Annotated in this window: 16 protein-coding genes; 1 reads left to right on the top strand and 15 read right to left on the bottom strand. The window is 41.6% G+C overall.

Annotated elements, in window-relative coordinates:
- Window positions 1–21 precede the first annotated feature (21 nt).
- The 8 genes from mutM to citZ form a co-directional block, all read right to left on the bottom strand.
- Window positions 22–846, bottom strand: a complete 825-nt coding sequence (mutM, locus tag FHS45_RS14770; protein ID WP_062447230.1) for a DNA-formamidopyrimidine glycosylase — start codon at window positions 844–846, stop codon at window positions 22–24.
- A gap of 17 nt (window positions 847–863) precedes the next feature.
- Complete coding sequence (gene polA / locus FHS45_RS14775; protein WP_062447233.1) at window positions 864–3500, bottom strand: DNA polymerase I; 2637 nt, start codon at window positions 3498–3500, stop codon at window positions 864–866.
- Between the two features lie 290 nt (window positions 3501–3790).
- Window positions 3791–5536, bottom strand: coding sequence for a two-component system histidine kinase PnpS (gene pnpS, locus FHS45_RS14780; RefSeq protein WP_062447237.1), 1746 nt, complete (start codon window positions 5534–5536; stop codon window positions 3791–3793).
- On the bottom strand, window positions 5537–6232 hold the full coding sequence (locus FHS45_RS14785; RefSeq protein WP_062447240.1) for a response regulator transcription factor: 696 nt from the start codon (window positions 6230–6232) through the stop codon (window positions 5537–5539).
- 202 nt (window positions 6233–6434) lie between these two features.
- Window positions 6435–6911, bottom strand: coding sequence for a MaoC/PaaZ C-terminal domain-containing protein (locus FHS45_RS14790; protein WP_062448070.1), 477 nt, complete (start codon window positions 6909–6911; stop codon window positions 6435–6437).
- A gap of 88 nt (window positions 6912–6999) precedes the next feature.
- Entirely contained in the window at window positions 7000–7938 is a 939-nt protein-coding gene (mdh, locus tag FHS45_RS14795; RefSeq protein WP_062447242.1) for a malate dehydrogenase, read from the bottom strand.
- Window positions 7939–7964: 26 nt separating this feature from the next.
- Window positions 7965–9236: an NADP-dependent isocitrate dehydrogenase gene (gene icd / locus FHS45_RS14800; protein ID WP_062447245.1), complete on the bottom strand. Its 1272-nt coding sequence runs from the start codon at window positions 9234–9236 to the stop codon at window positions 7965–7967.
- 153 nt (window positions 9237–9389) lie between these two features.
- Window positions 9390–10505, bottom strand: coding sequence for a citrate synthase (gene citZ / locus FHS45_RS14805; RefSeq protein ID WP_062447249.1), 1116 nt, complete (start codon window positions 10503–10505; stop codon window positions 9390–9392).
- A 504-nt stretch (window positions 10506–11009) separates the two neighbouring features.
- Between citZ and ytvI the strand changes: the two genes are divergently transcribed.
- Window positions 11010–12131 carry a sporulation integral membrane protein YtvI gene (ytvI, locus tag FHS45_RS14810; protein WP_062447252.1) on the top strand — a complete coding sequence of 374 codons (1122 nt, stop codon included), beginning with the start codon at window positions 11010–11012 and terminating at the stop codon, window positions 12129–12131.
- A 168-nt stretch (window positions 12132–12299) separates the two neighbouring features.
- On the opposite strand, the gene FHS45_RS14815 is transcribed toward ytvI, so the two are convergent.
- The 7 genes from FHS45_RS14815 to ystJ all read right to left on the bottom strand — a co-directional run bounded on the left by FHS45_RS14815 (window position 12300) and on the right by ystJ (window position 19756).
- Window positions 12300–12692 (bottom strand): FxsA family protein, encoded by a 393-nt coding sequence (locus FHS45_RS14815; RefSeq protein ID WP_062448082.1) that lies wholly within the window; start codon window positions 12690–12692, stop codon window positions 12300–12302.
- A gap of 108 nt (window positions 12693–12800) precedes the next feature.
- Window positions 12801–14564: a pyruvate kinase gene (pyk, locus tag FHS45_RS14820; protein ID WP_062447255.1), complete on the bottom strand. Its 1764-nt coding sequence runs from the start codon at window positions 14562–14564 to the stop codon at window positions 12801–12803.
- A 64-nt stretch (window positions 14565–14628) separates the two neighbouring features.
- The gene (pfkA, locus tag FHS45_RS14825) at window positions 14629–15588 is read right to left on the bottom strand and encodes a 6-phosphofructokinase (protein WP_062447258.1); all 960 of its coding nucleotides are present in this window, start codon (window positions 15586–15588) and stop codon (window positions 14629–14631) included.
- A 286-nt stretch (window positions 15589–15874) separates the two neighbouring features.
- On the bottom strand, window positions 15875–16837 hold the full coding sequence (gene accA, locus FHS45_RS14830; protein ID WP_062447262.1) for an acetyl-CoA carboxylase carboxyl transferase subunit alpha: 963 nt from the start codon (window positions 16835–16837) through the stop codon (window positions 15875–15877).
- Window positions 16834–17694: an acetyl-CoA carboxylase, carboxyltransferase subunit beta gene (gene accD / locus FHS45_RS14835; RefSeq protein WP_062447265.1), complete on the bottom strand. Its 861-nt coding sequence runs from the start codon at window positions 17692–17694 to the stop codon at window positions 16834–16836. Before accD ends, accA begins: the two co-directional genes overlap by 4 nt.
- An 81-nt stretch (window positions 17695–17775) precedes the next feature.
- On the bottom strand, window positions 17776–18405 hold the full coding sequence (locus FHS45_RS14840) for a FadR/GntR family transcriptional regulator (protein ID WP_062447267.1): 630 nt from the start codon (window positions 18403–18405) through the stop codon (window positions 17776–17778).
- A 112-nt stretch (window positions 18406–18517) separates the two neighbouring features.
- The gene (ystJ, locus tag FHS45_RS14845) at window positions 18518–19756 is read right to left on the bottom strand and encodes an NADP-dependent malic enzyme (protein WP_062447270.1); all 1239 of its coding nucleotides are present in this window, start codon (window positions 19754–19756) and stop codon (window positions 18518–18520) included.
- Window positions 19757–19946 lie beyond the last annotated feature (190 nt).

Consider the following 19946-nt stretch of genomic DNA (forward strand, 5'->3'; position numbering starts at 1 on the left):
TGGGAATCTATTCACAGTGTGTTACTGTTGACAATTACGACAGAAATGAGTACCACGGTTACTGACTCTGATTTTTTCAATCGGAGCTCCACACTGCTGGCAGGGTTCCTCTACTTTTCCATAAACAAACAGCCGTTGCTGGAACATACCGATCTGTCCCTGACTGTTGACATAGGAGCGAATGGTGGTACCTCCCTGTTCAACCGCTTCCTGAAGCGTTTCTATTGCAGCTATCCTGACCTTATCCACTTCCCCGGAAGTGAGGGTATTCGCTTTACGCTCCGGATGGATTCCAGACCGGAATAAGGTTTCATCGACATAAATATTTCCCAGTCCTGCTACAATACTTTGATCTAACAATACTGCTTTGATAGAACGTTGTGTCTTTTGTAATCTATTATAAAAATAATCCAGGGTAAAAGAGGAATCGAATGGATCCGGGCCGAGCAGAGCGAGCGGTTTCTGATGTCGTTCTTCCCCTTTTTTAAATAGATGCATGGTCCCGAATTTACGGACATCGTTATAACGAAGCTCCGTACCGTCATCTAATTGAAAGATGACATGCGTATGTTTCTTTCTTGGTTCTGCTGCAGGATAAACACCATATTTCCCTTCCATTCGAAGGTGAGAGACCATGGCGATGTCATCAAATTCGACAATTAAAAATTTACCTTTACGATTGATTTCTCTAACTGTCTGACCCTTTAATTCCTGCCTGAAAGCTTCTGTTTCTAATGGAAGTTTGACGATATTCTCCCATAATACCGTTACATCCGTGATTTTTTTATTTAGTATTAATTTGCGCAAGGTCTGCCTCACAGTTTCTACCTCAGGTAATTCTGGCATACTCTACTTCCCCTTTATTATTTTGCGTCGTACCAGGTCGGACCGTACGATGAATCGACTTTCAGTGGTACGTCTAACTCTACGGTGTTTTCCATCACATCTGGTACTATCTTCTTCAGCTGTTCAATTTCTTCTTCCGGAGCTTCCAGAATTAGTTCGTCATGGACTTGTAATAGCAGGTTAGCTTCCAGCTTCTCCTCATCAAGACGATGATGCAAGTCGATCATCGCTTTTTTAATGATATCAGCTGCACTTCCCTGAATAGGTGTGTTCATGGCTGTTCGTTCTGCTGCATTCCGGCGATTAAAGTTCCGGCTTGTTAAGTCCGGTAAAAATCTTTTTCTATTCATAAATGTAGTGACAAAACCAGTTTGCTTGGCATCACGTACGGTTTCTTCCATATAGACTTTGACCCCTGGATAACTTTCTAAATAGCGGTCAATGAATTCCTTAGCTTCTTTCCGTGTAATACTAAGACTTTGGGATAGACCATATTCGCTGATTCCATATACAATCCCAAAGTTTACAGCTTTCGCATGCCTACGCATTTCACCGGTTACCGCCTCTGCTTCTACTTTGAATACTTCCATCGCTGTCTGGGTATGAATATCCCGTCCTTCTTTAAAAGCAGCAATCAGTTTCTCGTCTTGGGCAATATGAGCAAGCACTCGAAGTTCAATTTGAGAATAGTCACTTGCAAACATCACCCAGCCTGGTTTAGAAGGAATGAATGCCTGACGTATCTTCCGTCCTTCCTCCAAACGTATCGGTATATTTTGCAAATTTGGATCCGTCGAACTCAGCCTCCCCGTCTGTGTCAGGGCCTGATTAAAGCGAGTATGGATTTTATGTGTATCGTTATCGACAACTTTTAAAAGACCTTCAATGTATGTCGACTGCAATTTTCCCAACTGCCTGTAGATCAATAGTTTAGGGATAATCTCATGCTTATCTTCTAACTGTTCTAACACATCCGCAGAGGTGGAATAGCCTGTCTTTGTTTTTTTGATAACTGGTAATCCTAATTTCTCAAATAATATCGGGCCGAGCTGCTTTGGTGAATTCAAGTTGAATGTTTCACCTGCCAATTCATAAACCTGCTCTTCGATTTCTTTCAGGCGGGAGCGCAGCTCCTCCCCCATATCTTTCAAGCGCTCCACATCCACCTGGACACCGCGGTGTTCCATTTCACCAAGAATCAAGGCGAGAGGCATTTCCAGATCATGATATAATTCTAACTGATGGTTAGCTTTTAATTGTTCTTCAACTTTGTCTTTCAGTTTATAAAGCAAGGTAGCTTTTCTAGCCATATGCTCAGCTAATTTCTCGACGTCAGGACGTTTGATTTTAGCTCCTCTTCCATAGACCTCTTCATCATATTGAACCGAAGTTTCTCCCATTCGATGGGCAATAGATGGGATATCATGGTTGTTTTCCGATGGGTTAATCAAATAGGAAGCAAGCAGGAGATCAAATTCTACCCCTTTTAAATGAATGCCTTTACGCAACAATGCAACTACCGTTCTTTTTGCATCAAATACCCATTTTCGCTTCCGAGCATTTTTGGCCCACTCACAGAATACATCGGACTCGGCAGCCGCATCTACCGGGATAAAATACTTCTTATCTTTATTGACAATGGTAATACCTTCGATTTCAGCATGGTGATAATTTTCGTGCAACATCTCTACATATATTGCTTCCGTACCAGTAAACACTTCATCAGTTAATTCTGTTACGTGTTCCACTTCTATTTCAGGAAGCTCTTCTGCTGCCTCTTCCGCTTGCTGATCGGAACCATCCACTCGTCCTAACAGCGATTGAAATCCCAGGTCTTTAAAAATATTGCTTACGCCGCGATTACTATACCCTTCATATGTCAAATCTTCCAAGCCGATTGTGACTGGTGAGTCTCTTTTAATCGTGACCAGCTGTTTACTCATAAAGGCATCATCTTTATGATTTTCCAATTTTTCCTTCAGCTTACCTTTCACTTCCGTAATATTCTCATAGAGGTTCTCCAATGTATCGAATTGCTTCAACAATTTAACGGCGGTTTTTTCTCCAACCCCAGGCACCCCTGGAATGTTATCGGAATTATCTCCCATCAATGCTTTCAAATCGATAACCTGATCCGGACGAATTCCCATTTTATCTGCAAGGAAAGCCGGATCATATTTTTCCACGTTTGAAATTCCTTTTCTCGTTAGAGTGACATCGATATGATCAGAAACCAGCTGGAGAAGGTCTTTATCCCCTGAAATTACATTGACGTCCCAGCCTTTTTTCTCTGCACTTTGTGATAACGTGCCGATGATGTCATCCGCTTCATATTGCTCCAGTTGATAATGCGGGATGCTGAATGCATCCAACAATTCCTTCAGTACAGGAAATTGTTCTGAAAGTTCAGGTGGGGTCTTTTGTCTGCCGCCTTTGTAATCTTCATATGTTTTGTGACGGAACGTGGTCTTACCTGCATCGAATGCCACGAGAATGTGATCGGGTTTATCTTCTTCTAAAATCCTGAGAAGCATGGTAGTAAAACCATATACTGCATTCGTATAAATTCCCTTATCATTATTCAATAATGGCAAGGCAAAAAATGCACGGTAAGCAATGCTGTTGCCATCAATCAATACTAACTTATCTGCCATGATTCCACTCCTTCAAAACTTTATACCGGGTCACAGACCTGGGGGGTTGTATGGCTCTTTTCTCTGTCATTAGTTTTCTAAGTAAAATTACTGCCGTATCTATTCTATCATGATTGAATGATAGAAGAAAAAAGCCCCCCTCGGATAGAGCCATTTTGCTACCTTCATATTTCTAAAAGTCAATAAAAAAAGCAGCCGTTAATGGCTGCTTAGAAAGAGAAACACCCTGGATGAAGGGGTAATTAAAGCATAGCAAAACTATTTAAAGGAAAAATTAAGCAATTGTTAATTTAGTGTAAACGTTTAGGCAAGGTAACATGGAAGGTAGTACCTTTCCCAGGCTCACTATCCACCTCAATTTTCCCTTCGTGAACTTCCAGGATGTGCTTTGCGATTGCCAGGCCGAGGCCGGTTCCTCCAGAGTTTCTGCTGCGTGCTTTGTCTACCCGGTAAAACCGCTCAAAGATCCTCGGTATTTCTTCTTTAGGGATACCGATCCCAGTATCTGTTATCGATACGTGCACCTTATCTTCCAGTTGGCGAAGGATAAGCGTGATTTCCCCATTTTGAGAGCTATAACTTACCGCATTCGTCAGCAAATTGAGGAAAAGCTGTTTTAACCTTGCCGAATCACCTTCTATCAAAGAGTCAGGATCCATATCTTTTCGGATACGAATCGTTTTCTTCTCCGCACTCGGTTCTATGATGGTAAGTAGATCTTGCAATAATTGGTCCAGCCTGATATTTTCCAGGTTCAAATTAAATTCAGCTTTTTCAAGTTTTGACAGCTCTAGCAGATCCTTTATCAAGGTTTGCAGCCTGGTACTTTCTTTATAAATAATATTAAGGAATTGATCGACTAGGGCAGGATCCTTCATAGCCCCGTCTAATAAAGTTTCTGAGAATCCACGTATGGAAGTTATCGGTGTTTTTAATTCATGAGAAACATTAGCAACAAAATCTTTCCTCATTTGCTCCAGTCGCTTCAATTCTGTAATATCATGGAAGACTAAAACTACTCCCTTCCACTTTCCACTTTCATTAAAAATAGGAGCTCCCGTAATCTCCATATGTTTCCGGTCGATATTGATCGGTAAGACAAAAGTTTCTCTTACTGTCTTTTCTAACATGAACACCGATTGAATCGCTTCATGGATCGAGGGATAAGGAATGGCATCATAATATAGTCTCCCTACGTATTCTTTCGGGCTACCTGTAAAACTTTTTAAGAAAGCACGATTTACCAGATGAATATAACCTTTCTCATCAATCATTAATACGCCACTGCCCATGTTATTGATAACCGCTTCTAATCTATTTTCCTGCATATCTTGTTCTATGGTCATCTCCTGAAGGTTACGGGCGAGAATATTAATCGATTCGCTTAGTTTTTTTGCTTCACCAAAATAACCTTCATAAGTCCTTGCTTTATAATTGCCTTCTGCTAATTGGTGTGCCGTATCAGCAGCTGACCGGATCGGTTTGATATATTTTTCAAATATCTTATAACCGATAATGGCAATAATCACTAAGCCAAGCAGCATGGTAAATGAAATCAGCAGCCATATATTCTTTGTGATATTTTCCAACGATGTGACAGGGGTAATGACCACCAGTGTTCCATTGACTTCATTGGTATCCATGGCTACAGGGTAATAATAATCACTTCTTACAAACTGTCCGGGTGCTCCGTCCTCTTGCATAGCAGTCGCTGTTTCGATAGCTTCTTTTTCATGCGTGCTTTCCTTATGGAGTATTGGCATTGTATTAATTTGAAGTTGTTTATCTTCATCGATAAAAATAAAAGCAGAATTAATTTCCTGACTGAATTTTTCCAGACCTTCTATGTCATAATGATCATTATCGACATAGCGTTCAAATGCCCCGGCATAATAATCACTTTCATTCTGGATACGTTCCTCAAATAAAGTGACGAAATAACTATGGGTAAGCTGAGCTAATATAACTCCTAAACCAAGCATAATGAGGAAAGCAAGAAGCGTATAAGTGATTAATGGTCGAGCATACGCTCTCATTTATTTAGGCTCCTCCATTTTATAGCCTAACCCACGTATGGTTTTAATGTAGACCGGTTTCTTAGTATCCGGTTCAATTTTCTCCCGTAAGTGGCTGACATGAACATCCACGATTCTCGTGTCCCCCACAAAATCATAATTCCAAACAGCGCTCAACAATTGATCTCGTGCTAAGACTTTTCCTTTATGCTTAGCAAGATATAATAGTAATTCAAACTCTTTCGGTGTAAAAATCAATTGCTTTCCGTGGATAGTAGCTTCGTATTGTTGCGGATAAATGACCAGGTTGGCTATCTCGATTACATCTTTCTTCTCTTCCTGAACCGTACGGTTGGCCCTTCTTAAAATTGCTTTTATTCTTGCTACCACTTCCCGTGGGCTAAAAGGTTTCGTCAAATAATCATCCGCTCCAAGTTCCAGTCCAAGGACTTTGTCGAATTCATCATCTTTGGCTGTCAGCATAAGAATAGGGGTATCCATCTTATTAATGCGGAGTTGTTTGCACACGTCCATTCCATCCAACTCTGGCAGCATAATGTCCAAAACAATCAAGTCATAATCATTCTCTTCTGCTTTATGTAAGGCTTCAGAACCATCATAGGCTACATCCGTATCATAACCCGCCTGGTCAATATTGTACTTCAACAATGTCACAATAGATTCTTCATCATCTACAATTAATATCTTTTCTGCCATTTTAATCACCTCTCGAAGAAACTATCTTAATCATACAATGAACATCTGCGTTTGAACATAGGTGAAATTGATAGGTGGCTGCTACTCTCGCTTCGTAAAAGTCTTCCCTATGGCTTTAATCCTATTCTTCCGATCCATTAAAAATGTCAGGAAGGCTTTATAACAGCGTTCCTGACATTTTCAACTATATCATCTGTCTATATCAATAAAAATTCTCTAAAGATTTGGCAGTCATGGATTCCGGTTCATAAGGAGGAGAAACTACTGCTACTCCTTTAATCACCTCATGATCATCCGAATCTTTCACTAGGATTGATAAAGTTACAGAATGCTTGGCAGTATCCTTTTCCACAACTTCTAATCGGAAAGAGAGATCTGCATAATGATAAACAGGCTTGGGAAAATCCATCTCCTGCCGCAAAATGTGACTTCCTGGACCTGGCAATTGCATGGAAATCAGAGAAGAAATCATTCCCTGCAGCATCACCGTCGGAGCTACCGGTCGTTTGAACGGTGTTTGCGATGCATAATCGTGCTGGATATAAAGCGGGTTTGCATCATCAGACAGTCCTAAATACATTAACAAGTCCCGATCTTCTATCGTTTTTTCCGTTGTATAATGGTCGCCAACCTTCAATTCATTAATTTTTTTGCCAAGTTTGCGTTTTCTACCTATCATTACATCGCCCCCTTTAATGTAAACGCTTTCTTTCATTGTAATAAAAGGGATTCGAGGTACACCCCGAATCCCCATTATTCAATCACCTTTATTGTAAAATGGTAAGAACCTTTTTAACAGACTCTGCAGACTTATCTAATTGCTCTTTTTCTTCATCTGTCAACTCAAGTTCGATTATTTCTTCGATACCATTTCCACCTAGAATGGTTGGTACACCCAGGTAAATGCCATCATAGCCATACTCGCCTTCCAGGTAGGCAATGGATGGTATGACACGACGTTGATCCTTCAAAATAGCTTCTGCCATTTGGACTAATGATGCGGCTGGAGCATAATAGGCACTTCCGTTCCCAAGAAGGTTGACGATTTCACCGCCACCTTTACGGGTGCGCTCTACAATTGCATCCAGGCGATCTTTTGAGATGAGCTTCTCAAGTGGGATACCACCTGCGAAAGAGTAGCGGATTAATGGAACCATATCATCCCCATGACCACCTAGAACAAATCCGGTAATATCTTTAACAGACAAGTTCAATTCTTGTGCTACAAACGTACGGAATCGCGCCGTATCAAGCACACCGGATTGACCGATGACGCGGTTTTTAGGGAAGCCTGCTTCCTGAAATACAGAGTAAGTCATTGCATCGACCGGGTTTGTCAATACAACAATCAGGCAGTCAGGTGAGTACTTAACGATTTCTTTCGTAACACTCTTCATGATTTTTGAGTTGGTGCTTACGAGGTCGTCCCGGCTCATACCAGGCTTACGAGCGATTCCGGCAGTAATAATCACCAGATCAGATTCCTTCGTATCCTCATAGCTGGCAGTACCGATGATATTGGAATCAAAACCTTGCACCGGGCTTGCTTCAAGCATATCCAAAGCTTTCCCTTTTGTTGGGTCTTCCATATCAGGTATATCTACCAAAACTACATCTCCAAGTTCCTTCTGAGCCAGCATTAGTGCTGTGGTAGCACCAGTAAAACCTCCACCGATTACTGAAATCTTTTTACGTGTGATTCCCATTTTAATCCCCTTCCCTGTCCTGTGGATTAGTCCATGTTTTTGATTAAAGCATCACCGAATTCAGACGTCTTCACTTCCGTAGCGCCTTCCATCATGCGTGCGAAATCATACGTTACGGTTTTATTACCAATAGTTTTATCCATCGATTTGGTAATCAGGTTAGCTGCTTCTCTCCACTCCAGGTGTTCAAGCATCAATACACCAGAGAGTATGACAGATGAAGGGTTTACTTTGTCTTGACCAGCATATTTAGGTGCAGTACCGTGAGTTGCTTCAAAGATAGCGTGTCCAGTTTCCTGGTTGATGTTCGCACCTGGAGCAATACCGATCCCACCCACTTGAGCTGCAAGGGCATCAGAAATGTAATCTCCATTCAAGTTCATAGTAGCTACTACATCAAATTCTTTTGGACGAGTCAGGATTTGTTGCAGGAAGATGTCAGCAATGGCATCCTTCACAATGATTTTACCAGCTTGTTCCGCTTCGTCCTGAGCTTTGTTAGCTGCGTCTTTACCGTCTTTTTCTACGATTTCATCGTACTGGCGCCATGTGAATACTTTGTCACCGAATTCCTCTTCTGCAACCTCATATCCCCAGGCTTTAAATGCACCTTCGGTAAATTTCATAATATTGCCTTTGTGTACTAATGTGACATTTTTACGACCTTCGTTCAATGCATACTCGATAGCTGCACGGACGATCCGTTTTGTTCCCTCTTCCGACACAGGTTTAACACCAATACCAGAAGTTTCTGGGAAACGGATATTATGTACACCCATTTCATTTTGAAGGAAGTCAATGACTTTCTTCGCTTCTGGTGTACCTTTCTGCCATTCAATACCAGCATAAATGTCTTCTGTATTCTCACGGAAAATAACCATGTCTGTATCTTCCGGATGTTTAACAGGAGACGGCACACCAGTGAACCAACGTACTGGGCGAAGACATGTGAATAAGTCAAGTTCCTGACGCAAAGCTACGTTCAAGGAACGAATACCGCCACCAATTGGTGTAGTCAATGGTCCTTTAATTGCAATTTTATAGTCACGGATTGTATCCAATGTTTCAGACGGGAGCCACTCGCCAGTGTTGTCATACGCTTTCTGACCAGCAAGAACTTCCTTCCATTCGATACTCTTTTCACCGTTATAGGCTTTATCAACCGCTGCTTCAATTACTCGGCTCGCAGCTGCCCAAATATCCGGTCCGATTCCGTCACCTTCGATGAACGGGATTACCGGACGATCAGGTACGTTTAGTACTCCATTTTCTACTGTAATTTTTTCAGCTTGTGTCAATCTCATTACCTCCTAATGTGTTGTTGGTATGTGGATTACATTCATTATCATACGATAAATAAACATGAATAAAAAGGATTTAGCGGATAATTACTATGGAGCAATATCCCTTTCATTAACTTGAATCTCTTTTAATTGAACGCTTCAAGGGCCTTAGCGTTGTTCAATAGCTTTATATGCCTGCCCTTTTGGTCCCACATATTCCGCACGTGGGCGAATCAGACGATTATTATCATATTGTTCAAGGATATGTGCTAACCATCCAGAAACACGGCTGACAGCAAAGATCGGTGTAAATAAATCATGATCCACTCCCAGGCTGTGGTATACGGACGCGGAATAGAAATCGACATTTGCCGGCAGTCCTTTTTCTTCTTTAATAAAGTCTTCAATCTTAATAGACATTTCATAGTACTTGGAATGGCCTGTCAGCTTTGTCAGCTCTTTGGACATTTCTTTCAGGAATTTAGCACGCGGATCACCTTTACGATAGACCCGGTGTCCCATTCCCATGATCTTTTCTTTATTTTCGAGCTTTTCCTTAATGTAAGGAATAGCATTGTCTATTTCTCCGATTTCAGTAAGCATTTTCATAACCCGCTCATTCGCACCACCATGAAGTGGTCCTTTTAATGCGCCGATTGCCGCAGTTACACCTGAGTAGACATCAGATAATGTCGCGACGCAGACTCGTGCTGTAAATGTCGATGCATTCAATTCGTGGTCAGCATGAAGGACAAGCGCCTTGTTGAAGGCCTCAACTTCGATATCCTCCGGCTCTTTTCCATTCAGCATGTAAAGGAAATTAGTTGCAAAACTAAATTCTTTTTTCGGACTGATCGGCTCTTGTCCTTTTCGAAGACGAGCGAAGGCGGTTACGATTGCAGGAATTTTCGCCTGCAGGCGTACAGCTTTACGCTTATTTGCTTCTTCTTCCATTACGTCAGCCTCAGAGTCATAAAGACCGAGCATGGATACTGCCGTACGAAGAGCTGCCATTGGATGTACGGTTGAGAGATCATAAGACTTCAGATGATCAATGACTTCTTGTGGAAGTTCCATATTGGAAGCTAGATCTTCTTTTAAAGATTTAAGTTCTTGTTCATTAGGTAACTTTTGATTCCATAATAAATAAATGACTTCCTCAAAACTGGAATTCTCGGCTAAATCATCGATGTCATATCCGACATATGTCAGTTGATCATCGATGATGGAACTAATTGATGATTGCGTTGCAATAATACCTTCAAGACCTTTAGTTGCTGTCATACCCATTCTCTCCTTTATTTTTGATGACGCTTTCTAAATATACATTTATTAAAGAAAACGCTTTACCAACAAGCTGTTAATCTGAATAGGAAATCATCCCCACTATAATTATAAAACATTCTAAAAAATATGTGAATTGAAACCGGTTAATTTGAATAGATTTTATCATTTTTTGTATTTAAATCGGTAAATATTGGGGATGATTTCACTTTATCCAACATGATTATCTATGTATCATACTGAATCTTCATACAATTTCAAGAAATTCACTTTACTTCTAACACAATGATGACCGCTATCATAATCGACTGGTCTATACCTATGTAATCGGGGAAAAGGAGTATCATTAAGAAAATCGTGGATGGACTGAACCAGTGATAGCCTCCATTTTTCCAGATAATCAGTAAGACTCTTATTATATCCTATCACATTAAAGAATAGGTATGGTAATAGACAAGCCAAAATCTTTGTTTATACAACCTATTGCAAAGAGAGGATACAAATATGGAAACATTCCTGATTAATAAAATTTTTCGTTTTTTTGTGGTTTTGTTAACTCTTACTGGTGCTTTGATACTCACTTATTATGCATTCCAATATGCCTACCCTTTCTTTTTCGCATTTCTCATTGCTTTATTCATCAATCCTGCAGTTAACTTTCTAGAAGAAAGACTTAATTTTCCCAGGGGTATTGCTGTAATTTTTTTAATATTAATATTCCTGGGATTATGTATCGGGGTTTTAATTTTATTAGTTGTTGAAATCACTAATGGTACCGCTTATCTGGCATCAGTGGTGCCACAACACTTCCAATCACTTGTTACCTATATCCAGGATTTTATAACATCTACCATCCTCCCGATATACCAGCGCATCCTGACCATTATTAGTAGTCTGGAACCTTCCCAGCAGGAGGCGGTCATCGGAAACTTGCAACAAATTGGGGAAAAGATGGCACAGCAGGGAGCTGCAATCATCCAATCTTTGCTTCAGAGTATTCCAATGATTATTAAAGAGCTTCCCAATTATTTCACCGTTTTAATATTTTCGTTTCTAGGAACTTTTTTTATCAGCAAAGACTGGGATAAGATCTCATATAGGATTACTTCTATTATTCCATCTAAGGTAGTTACTTCTTTTGCTACAGTCCTAAAGGGGTTAAAGCAGGCGTTGGCAGGTTTTATGAAAGCTCAGGCAATCCTGACTTCGATTACTGCAGGTACAGTTCTTTGCGGTTTACTTATCTTGCGAGTTGACCACGCCGTGACAATTGCGGTGATTACAGGAGCGATCGATCTGATGCCATATGTGGGGAGTGGTATGATCTTCATTCCTTGGATTATTTACATGTTCCTGATTGGTAATTATTCTCTTACTGTCGGTCTCGCGATTCTTTATATGTTAGTAATTATTCAGCGTCAAATGCTGGAACCGAAATTACTATCCACTAATATCGGACTTGATCCATTAGCTACTCTCATCTCTTTATTTATCGGATTTCAATTATTCGGTTTTTTAGGCTTGATTATTGGTCCGGTCGCGCTTGTCATATTGAACACTTTGTATCAGGCCGGTGTTTTTTACGAAATTTGGAGATTCATCAACGAACCAAAAAATACAATGTAATTTTATTCCGTGTATAAAAGTTCGTGTCGTACATGAGTAGTTAATGAGCAAAAAAAGCTGTCCCTCTAAAGCCCGATAAAGACTTAGGGAACAGCTTATATACAGGAACAGTAGTAAAGAGAGCTCCTTTATGTTTGGCACCTATATAATTGGTTCTATCTTTTTTAATCACTTCGGATATATAGTGATCGTTCCACGATCCATCATTTTTCTTGTCCATTTACGTATTAAACGCTTAATTGGGGCTCGCGTAGGTGGCAGGAGTAAAAGAAAACCGATTGCATCTGTGATGAAGCCCGGAGTCAGGAGCACCGCACCGCCGACTAAAATACATGCCCCATCCAAAAGTGCATCCTGGGGTACACGACCGCTTGCTACCGATTGTCTGAAGTTGTATATGGTTTCTAAGCCCTGTTGTTTAGCAAGCCATGCACCAACTATTCCAGTAAGAATGATCAATAAGACCACCCATAATGGTCCAATCCAATTACCAGCCCAGACAAGTAAACCAATTTCCAGAGCAGGTACTACCAATATAAATAATAATAACCAACGAAACATTGGCATGATCCTTTCCTTTTCCGTCTTCTCTTCTATTATACGATAGATGGGGGACAACCCAAAAAGAAAAGGATGATACCGTCTTATGATATCATCCTTCCCTATTAATTATAGTACTCCGGCATGGCCGCTGTATATATCCCCACGAGCACTATCAATCGTCAGTTCATCTTTGTCATTGATCAAATCAAACGCTTCTTCAACGCCTACGATCACTGGAATGCCGAGGCTCAACCCCACTACTGCCGCATGGGAGGTCAATCCGCCTTCCTGGGTAATGATGCCGCCAGCTTTCTCAATTGCCGGCATCATATCCTTATCAGTTCCATATGTTACCAGAATATCTCCATCTTCCACTTTATCTATCGCTTCCTGAGCACTTTTCGCGATTACCGCCCTGCCATATGCAGTACTTTGACCAATTCCCTGTCCTTTTGCCAGTACATCACCAATAACATGGACCTTCATTAAGTTGGTTGTCCCGCTTTCACCAACAGGAACACCAGCAGTAATGATTACACGGTCCCCACGATTAACTACGCCGGAAGCAAGGCCTCGGTCAATTGCTTCACCTAGCATATCATCCGTCGTTGCAGCTCGCTTACCTAACACTCCATGAACTCCCCATACCAAGGAAAGTTGGCGAAGTACACGCTCATTAGAAGTGATTGCTACAATCGGTGCCTTTGGACGATACTTTGAAATCATCCGTGCTGTATGACCACTTTCTGTTGGTGCTACTACCGCGTTCACAGATAAATTGATAGCGGTATGTGTGACCGATTGACTGATCGCGTCCGTAATAGTCATATCGCTTGTTTTGGAGCGTTCTTGTAGAATCGCTTTATAGTCTAAGCCGGTCTCCGTTTTCTTTGCAATGTTGTTCATTGTTTGTACAGCTTCCACTGGATAATTACCAGCGGCCGTTTCTCCTGAAAGCATGATGGCATCCGTGCCATCGAAGATAGCATTGGCGACATCAGAAGCCTCTGCCCGTGTTGGACGGGGATTACGTTCCATTGAATCCAGCATTTGTGTTGCTGTAATGACCGGCTTGCCAACTTGATTGCACTTACGTATCAGTTTCTTTTGAACCAAGGGTACATCTTCAGCAGGAATCTCTACGCCAAGATCCCCACGAGCAACCATCAGACCATCACTTGCCGCAAGGATTTCATCAATATTGTCTACACCTTCTTGATTTTCAATCTTAGGTATAATTTGAATGTGAGTGGCATCATGTTTCTCGAGCAGTTCTCGAATCTCCAGTACATCGGATGCACGGCGAACAAAAGATGCAGCGATGAAATCCACATTCTGTTCAATGCCGAATTCAATATCCTGGGCATCTTTATCTGTAATACCAGGCAGATTCACACTTACATTCGGTACGTTTACACCCTTTTTAGTTTTCAACAGCCCAGAATTAAGTACGGTCGTCTTGATATCCTTGTTCTCTGTATTGATTTCTTCTACTTGCAATTCGATTAAACCATCATCCAGGAGGATTTTAGAGCCTGGATGGACGTCATTGATAAGTCCTGGATACGTGACAGAAATACGTTCACTTGTTCCTTCCACTTCCTCCATGCTTACATAAAGGGTGGACCCTTGCTCCAGCTTGACACCTCCATCCTTCATTACACCTGTACGGATTTCCGGCCCTTTAGTATCCAGCAAAATAGCAATATTCTTGCCAGCTTTACTGGCAGCTTCCCGGATATTTTTGATCCGCTGACCATGCTCCTCATAGTCCCCGTGGGAAAAGTTAAGACGTGCTACATTCAAACCTGCTTCAATTAACTTGGTCAGCGTTTCAACCTGCTCGGATGCCGGACCAATCGTCGATACGATTTTAGTCTTTCTAATCATGTTTTTCCTCCTTATTTCAAGCTGCATTTTATAAAACTGAAAAACTGACAGACCTATTTTCTGCTTAGATAGACAGCTCCTGGGAAAGCTTGTACATATCCATATCTAGCATATGTCCCTGGTCCAATACTTCCAGGATATCATGGTCGACCAGTTCGTTATTTTGGATACCCACCATGCGGCCGGCTTTGCCAGCAAGCAGAATATCTACAGCTTTCGCACCTAATCTGCTCGCCAACACCCGATCAGCAGCTGTTGGTGAACCTCCACGTTGTGTGTGACCTAGAACGGTAACACGTGTCTCAAGGTCTGTTGCTTCTTTAATCCGCTGGCCAAAGTCAAAGCCACTGCCAACTCCTTCAGCGACTATAATGATACTATGCTTTTTCCCGCGATCGTGACCACGTTTCAAACGTTGCACCACGTCATCAAAGTCTTCATTACGTTCAGGTACCATTATCGTTTCAGCTCCGTCAGCAAGACCTGCCCATAATGCCAAGTCACCTGCATCTCGTCCCATCACCTCAACCACGTATGTACGCTCGTGGGAGGTAGCTGTATCTCTGATTTTATCAATGGCCTCAATAATCGTGTTCAACGCTGTATCAAAACCAATAGTAAAGTCGGTACCTGGTATATCATTATCGATAGTACCTGGAACCCCTATACATGGGTACCCTTTTTCTGTCAGTTTCTTAGCTCCTCTAAAAGAACCGTCTCCTCCAATGACAACGAGACCATCGATGCCATGTTTTTTCAACTGCTCAATACCTTTCTCCTGTCCTGCTTCCGTTTTAAACTCTTCACAACGGGCAGAATAAAGCTTCGTTCCACCACGCTGGATAATATCGCCGACGGACCCAAGCTCCATTTTTTCTATATTTCCATCAATCAAACCCTGATAACCATATTTAATACCGTACACTTCTAGATCATGATAGATAGCTTTTCTTACTACCGCGCGGATGGCGGCGTTCATGCCTGGGGCGTCTCCGCCACTTGTCAATACTCCTATTTTTTTCATAACCAATCACCTCATTTTATAGGTTCCACTGCTTCTTTTGTCCCCATCTCAAGATAAATCTAAACGTATTGAATAGCAACATCGTTTCTGTGACATTTTCATGTTTAGGCAGTTATAACAATCAAGCTTCATTATTTGCGAACAAAATTATACGTCATGCACAAACCCTTGGCAAATAAGAGGAACAGGAAGATTCAGGGATATGGCATGAAAGCGCTCCCTTCCTGATAAGATACGAAAAGTCGCACAAATGTGCGACTTTCCCCTGTCCCTCAGACTAGTTCTATTATAATGGAAGAGTTGTATAATCTCCAATTTTCTTATATTTTTCCCATCGTGTTTCCAATAATTCTTCTTTGCTGAGTGATTTCAGGCCTTCAAGAGATTCCTGCAGTACCTGATCGATTTTCTTTGCCTGTCCTTTAATATCCCGGTGAGCACCACCACGAATTTCAGGAATGACCTTATCGACGATGCCGAGCTCCTTAAGGTCATAAGAAGTAATTTTCATGGTTTCTGCAGCATTTTGAGCGAGGTTTGAATCCTTCCATAACAAAGCAGCTGCTCCTTCAGGGGAAATAACTGAGTAAGTAGAATTTTCCAGCATATGGATATGATCCCCTACACCTAATGCTAGAGCACCTCCACTCCCTCCTTCTCCAATAACAATACATACCACAGGAACGGTTAACCCTGCCATTTCCATCAAGTTTCGAGCAATCGCCTCGCTTTGCCCTCGCTCCTCGGCAGCCTTTCCAGGGTAAGCGCCTTTCGTATCAATAAAACAAACAATAGGACGGTTGAACTTATCCGCCTGTTTCATTAACCGTAAAGCTTTCCGGTATCCTTCCGGATGAGGCATACCAAAATTGCGTCGAAGGTTCTCTTTTGTGTCCTTCCCTCGCTGATGGCCAATGACCGTGACAGGCTGATTTTTATACTTAGCAATTCCGGCAACAATTGCCTCATCATCCCCATATAACCGGTCGCCGTGCAATTCCATAAAATCCGTAAATATGGAATGAATGTAATCAAGTGTCGTAGGCCGCTCTGGATGACGGGCCATTTGAACTCGATTCCATGGAGTCAGGCGATCATAAACATCTTCTTCTAACTTTTCAAGCCGCTGTTCCAGCGTTTCAATTTCCTCACTTAAATCCATTTCACTTTCCTGCGTGAGTTTTTTCAATTCTTCAATTTTTCCTCTAAGTTCTATAACCGGTTTTTCAAAATCCAGTACCTGCTTCACGACAACTCACCTCCCGGTTGATGAATGCTGAGGATCGTTTCCAGTTTATTTTTCAAGTCGTGACGATGAACAACATCATCTAACTGACCATGCTTTAATAAAAACTCTGCTGTTTGAAAATCTTCCGGCAGCTTTTCGCGGATAGTCTGTTCAATGATTCGCCTTCCAGCAAACCCAATCAAAGCACCGGGTTCTGCAAAGTTAAAATCTCCAAGCGAGGCAAAACTGGCGGAAACGCCTCCTGTAGTCGGATGCGTCATGACAGAGATCATCAATCCACCCTCCGCATGAAGACGTTGGATGGCCACGGATGTCTTGGTCATCTGCATTAAACTGATGACCCCTTCCTGCATTCTGGCTCCCCCGGAAGCTGTAAAAATAATAAAAGGGATTTTTTCTTTTCTCGCTTGTTCAATTGCGTTAGCTATCTTCTCCCCTACTACCGCTCCCATACTTCCCATTCGGAAGCGGGCATCCATAACAGCAATAGCCGTTTCATATCCTCTTATCTTTCCTTTTCCGGTAATTACGGCTTCATTCAATCCAGATTTTTTCCGGTCCTTCTCGAGCTTCTCCTCATACTCCGGAAATCCCAATGGATTGGTGGACACCATATACCTGTCCCACTCTTCGAAGGAATCCTTCTCTAAAAGACTCTCAAGCCTTTCATAGGCATTTTGCTGATGATGATAATCACAATGGGGACAAACATTCAGGTTTCTTTCCAATTCTTTGCGATAATATATTTTATTACACCCTGGACATTTCTGCATTAAACCTTCTGGTACATCCTGCTTCCCCTCCTGGTTGGGAAGAGAGGCGTATTTACGTTTCTTGTTGAATATATCTCTAAGCAAGGTTATTCCTCCTTCGGGACAAAACTTCTTCTCTTCAATGTAGCGAAAATCTTTCAAAAAGATTGTCGTTCTATGTCAATATTAATTCGACAAATTGAGCTCTTTTTCATACCAGCTTCTCAAATTATTCAATTTGCCTCTTTCCATTTCCTCCAACACTTTTTCATAAAAGGAAGTCGAAAAGGAAAAATCATGGACAGTATTGGCGAACCCGTCAATCAACTGCCACATTCGATTAAGCAGTTCATTCCCTGATATTTCAAATAGATATTGAAAAAATGAATGATGAAGTGTATGAGCTTCCTTCTCAGAAGTGGTACCTTTCACCAAATTTGTCAGGTGCTCTACATGTACTTCCGTCAGCAACGGAAGAATCTTATTAATTACTTCGAGTTCGAGCATCATTTTTGCAGCCGCCAGTTCTTTTTTCGTCCTTGCCTCATGCAAGATAAAAGTCGAGAGCAATTCCACCATATGATATGGACGGTAAGTACGCATGAAGGTACCTTCACCCCTTCTTGTTTCAATCAGACCCAGCAGCTCCAAGGCGCGGAATGCTTCCCTGATTGACGAACGGCCGACATTCAGCAACTCGCTAAGTTCACGTTCAGAGGGGAGTTTATCTCCTGGGCTAAGGTGATGTTCTTCAATATATGCTTTAACTTGCTGCAATACCTCTTCATATACTTTTACTTTTTGCGACCCAGACACGGGAAAGCCACTCCTTTATACCAACACCTGACTTATTCTTCCCAAAAGAGAGAAATATTTTCCGTTATGTAATGGAGAGAGAAAGACATGGATGCTTTCTCTCTTCCCTTCATTAATCTTCATCAATCATAGTAAGTTGTCTTGTTTTTTCAGCTACTTGTTCCGGATCTACATGCATACGTGCTACCCCTGACTCCATCGCGGCTTTAGCTACTGCAGCAGCTACAGCTGGTGCTACACGTGCATCAAATGGTGCAGGGATTACATAATCCGCGTTTAATTCGTCAGCTGTAACAAGGGAAGCAATTGCCTCCGCTGCCGCAATCTTCATCTTTTCATTGATACGAGTAGCCCGCACATCCAAAGCGCCACGGAAAATTCCCGGGAAGGCAAGAACGTTGTTTACCTGGTTAGGGAAATCCGATCTCCCTGTACCAATCACTCGAGCTCCTGCAGCCTTTGCATCTTCCGGCATGATTTCCGGATCTGGGTTAGCCATAGCAAAAATTATTGGATCGTCATTCATGGACTCCACCATTGCTTTCGATAATAATCCACCAACAGAAACGCCGACGAATACATCTGCATCTGTCATGATTTCTTCCAATGAACCCTCTTGTTTATCTTTATTCGTAATTTTAGCTATTTCATCTTTCACATCATTCATTCCATAATTTCTGCCTTCAAAAATGGCGCCTTTCGAATCACACATGATGATATCCCGGACACCGAAATGGTAAAGGAGTTTAATGATAGCAATTCCAGCGGCACCGGCACCATTAGCAACTACTTTGATATCAGAAAACGATTTTCCTACGATTTTCAAAGCATTCATCAAACCTGCTACTGTAACGATTGCAGTACCATGCTGGTCGTCATGGAAAATAGGAATATTCGTTTCTTTTTTCAGTTTTTCTTCAATAAGGAAACAATTTGGAGCAGCGATATCCTCAAGATTCACTCCACCGAAGGTAGGCTCCATCAGTTTGACTGTGTTTACAATTTCATCCACTTGATGCGTGTCGAGACAGATTGGAAAAGCATCAACCCCAGCAAAGCTTTTGAACAATGCAGCTTTTCCTTCCATAACAGGCAAGGAAGCTTCAGGGCCGATATTACCTAATCCAAGCACGGCTGAACCGTCACTGACAACAGCTACCATGTTCCCTTTCATCGTATAATCATAAACCGATTCTTTATGGTCATAGATCTCTTTGCATGGCTCTGCCACCCCTGGGGAATAAGCGAGGCTGAGATCTTTAGCATTCTTTATTGGTACCTTTGAATGCGTGGCTAATTTTCCTTTATTGACACGATGGATATGTAAAGCTTCATCTCTTAAGTTTGACACTTATAACCGCTCCTTTATAAACAGTAGATAATGAATGACATAAATGCTTCAAGTGGTCAGACCACCATTATTAGACTCCTTAATTATAACAGATGATATATAGGTGTAAAGCGACATCCACCATCTACCCGGATCTGTTAAATCTCATTTGATTTTCAAGTAAAGCTCCCTTTTATGGAAGACTCAGTTT

This window comes from Thalassobacillus devorans, from assembly GCF_011761345.1.
GTDB lineage: Bacteria > Bacillota > Bacilli > Bacillales > Halobacillaceae > Thalassobacillus > Thalassobacillus devorans.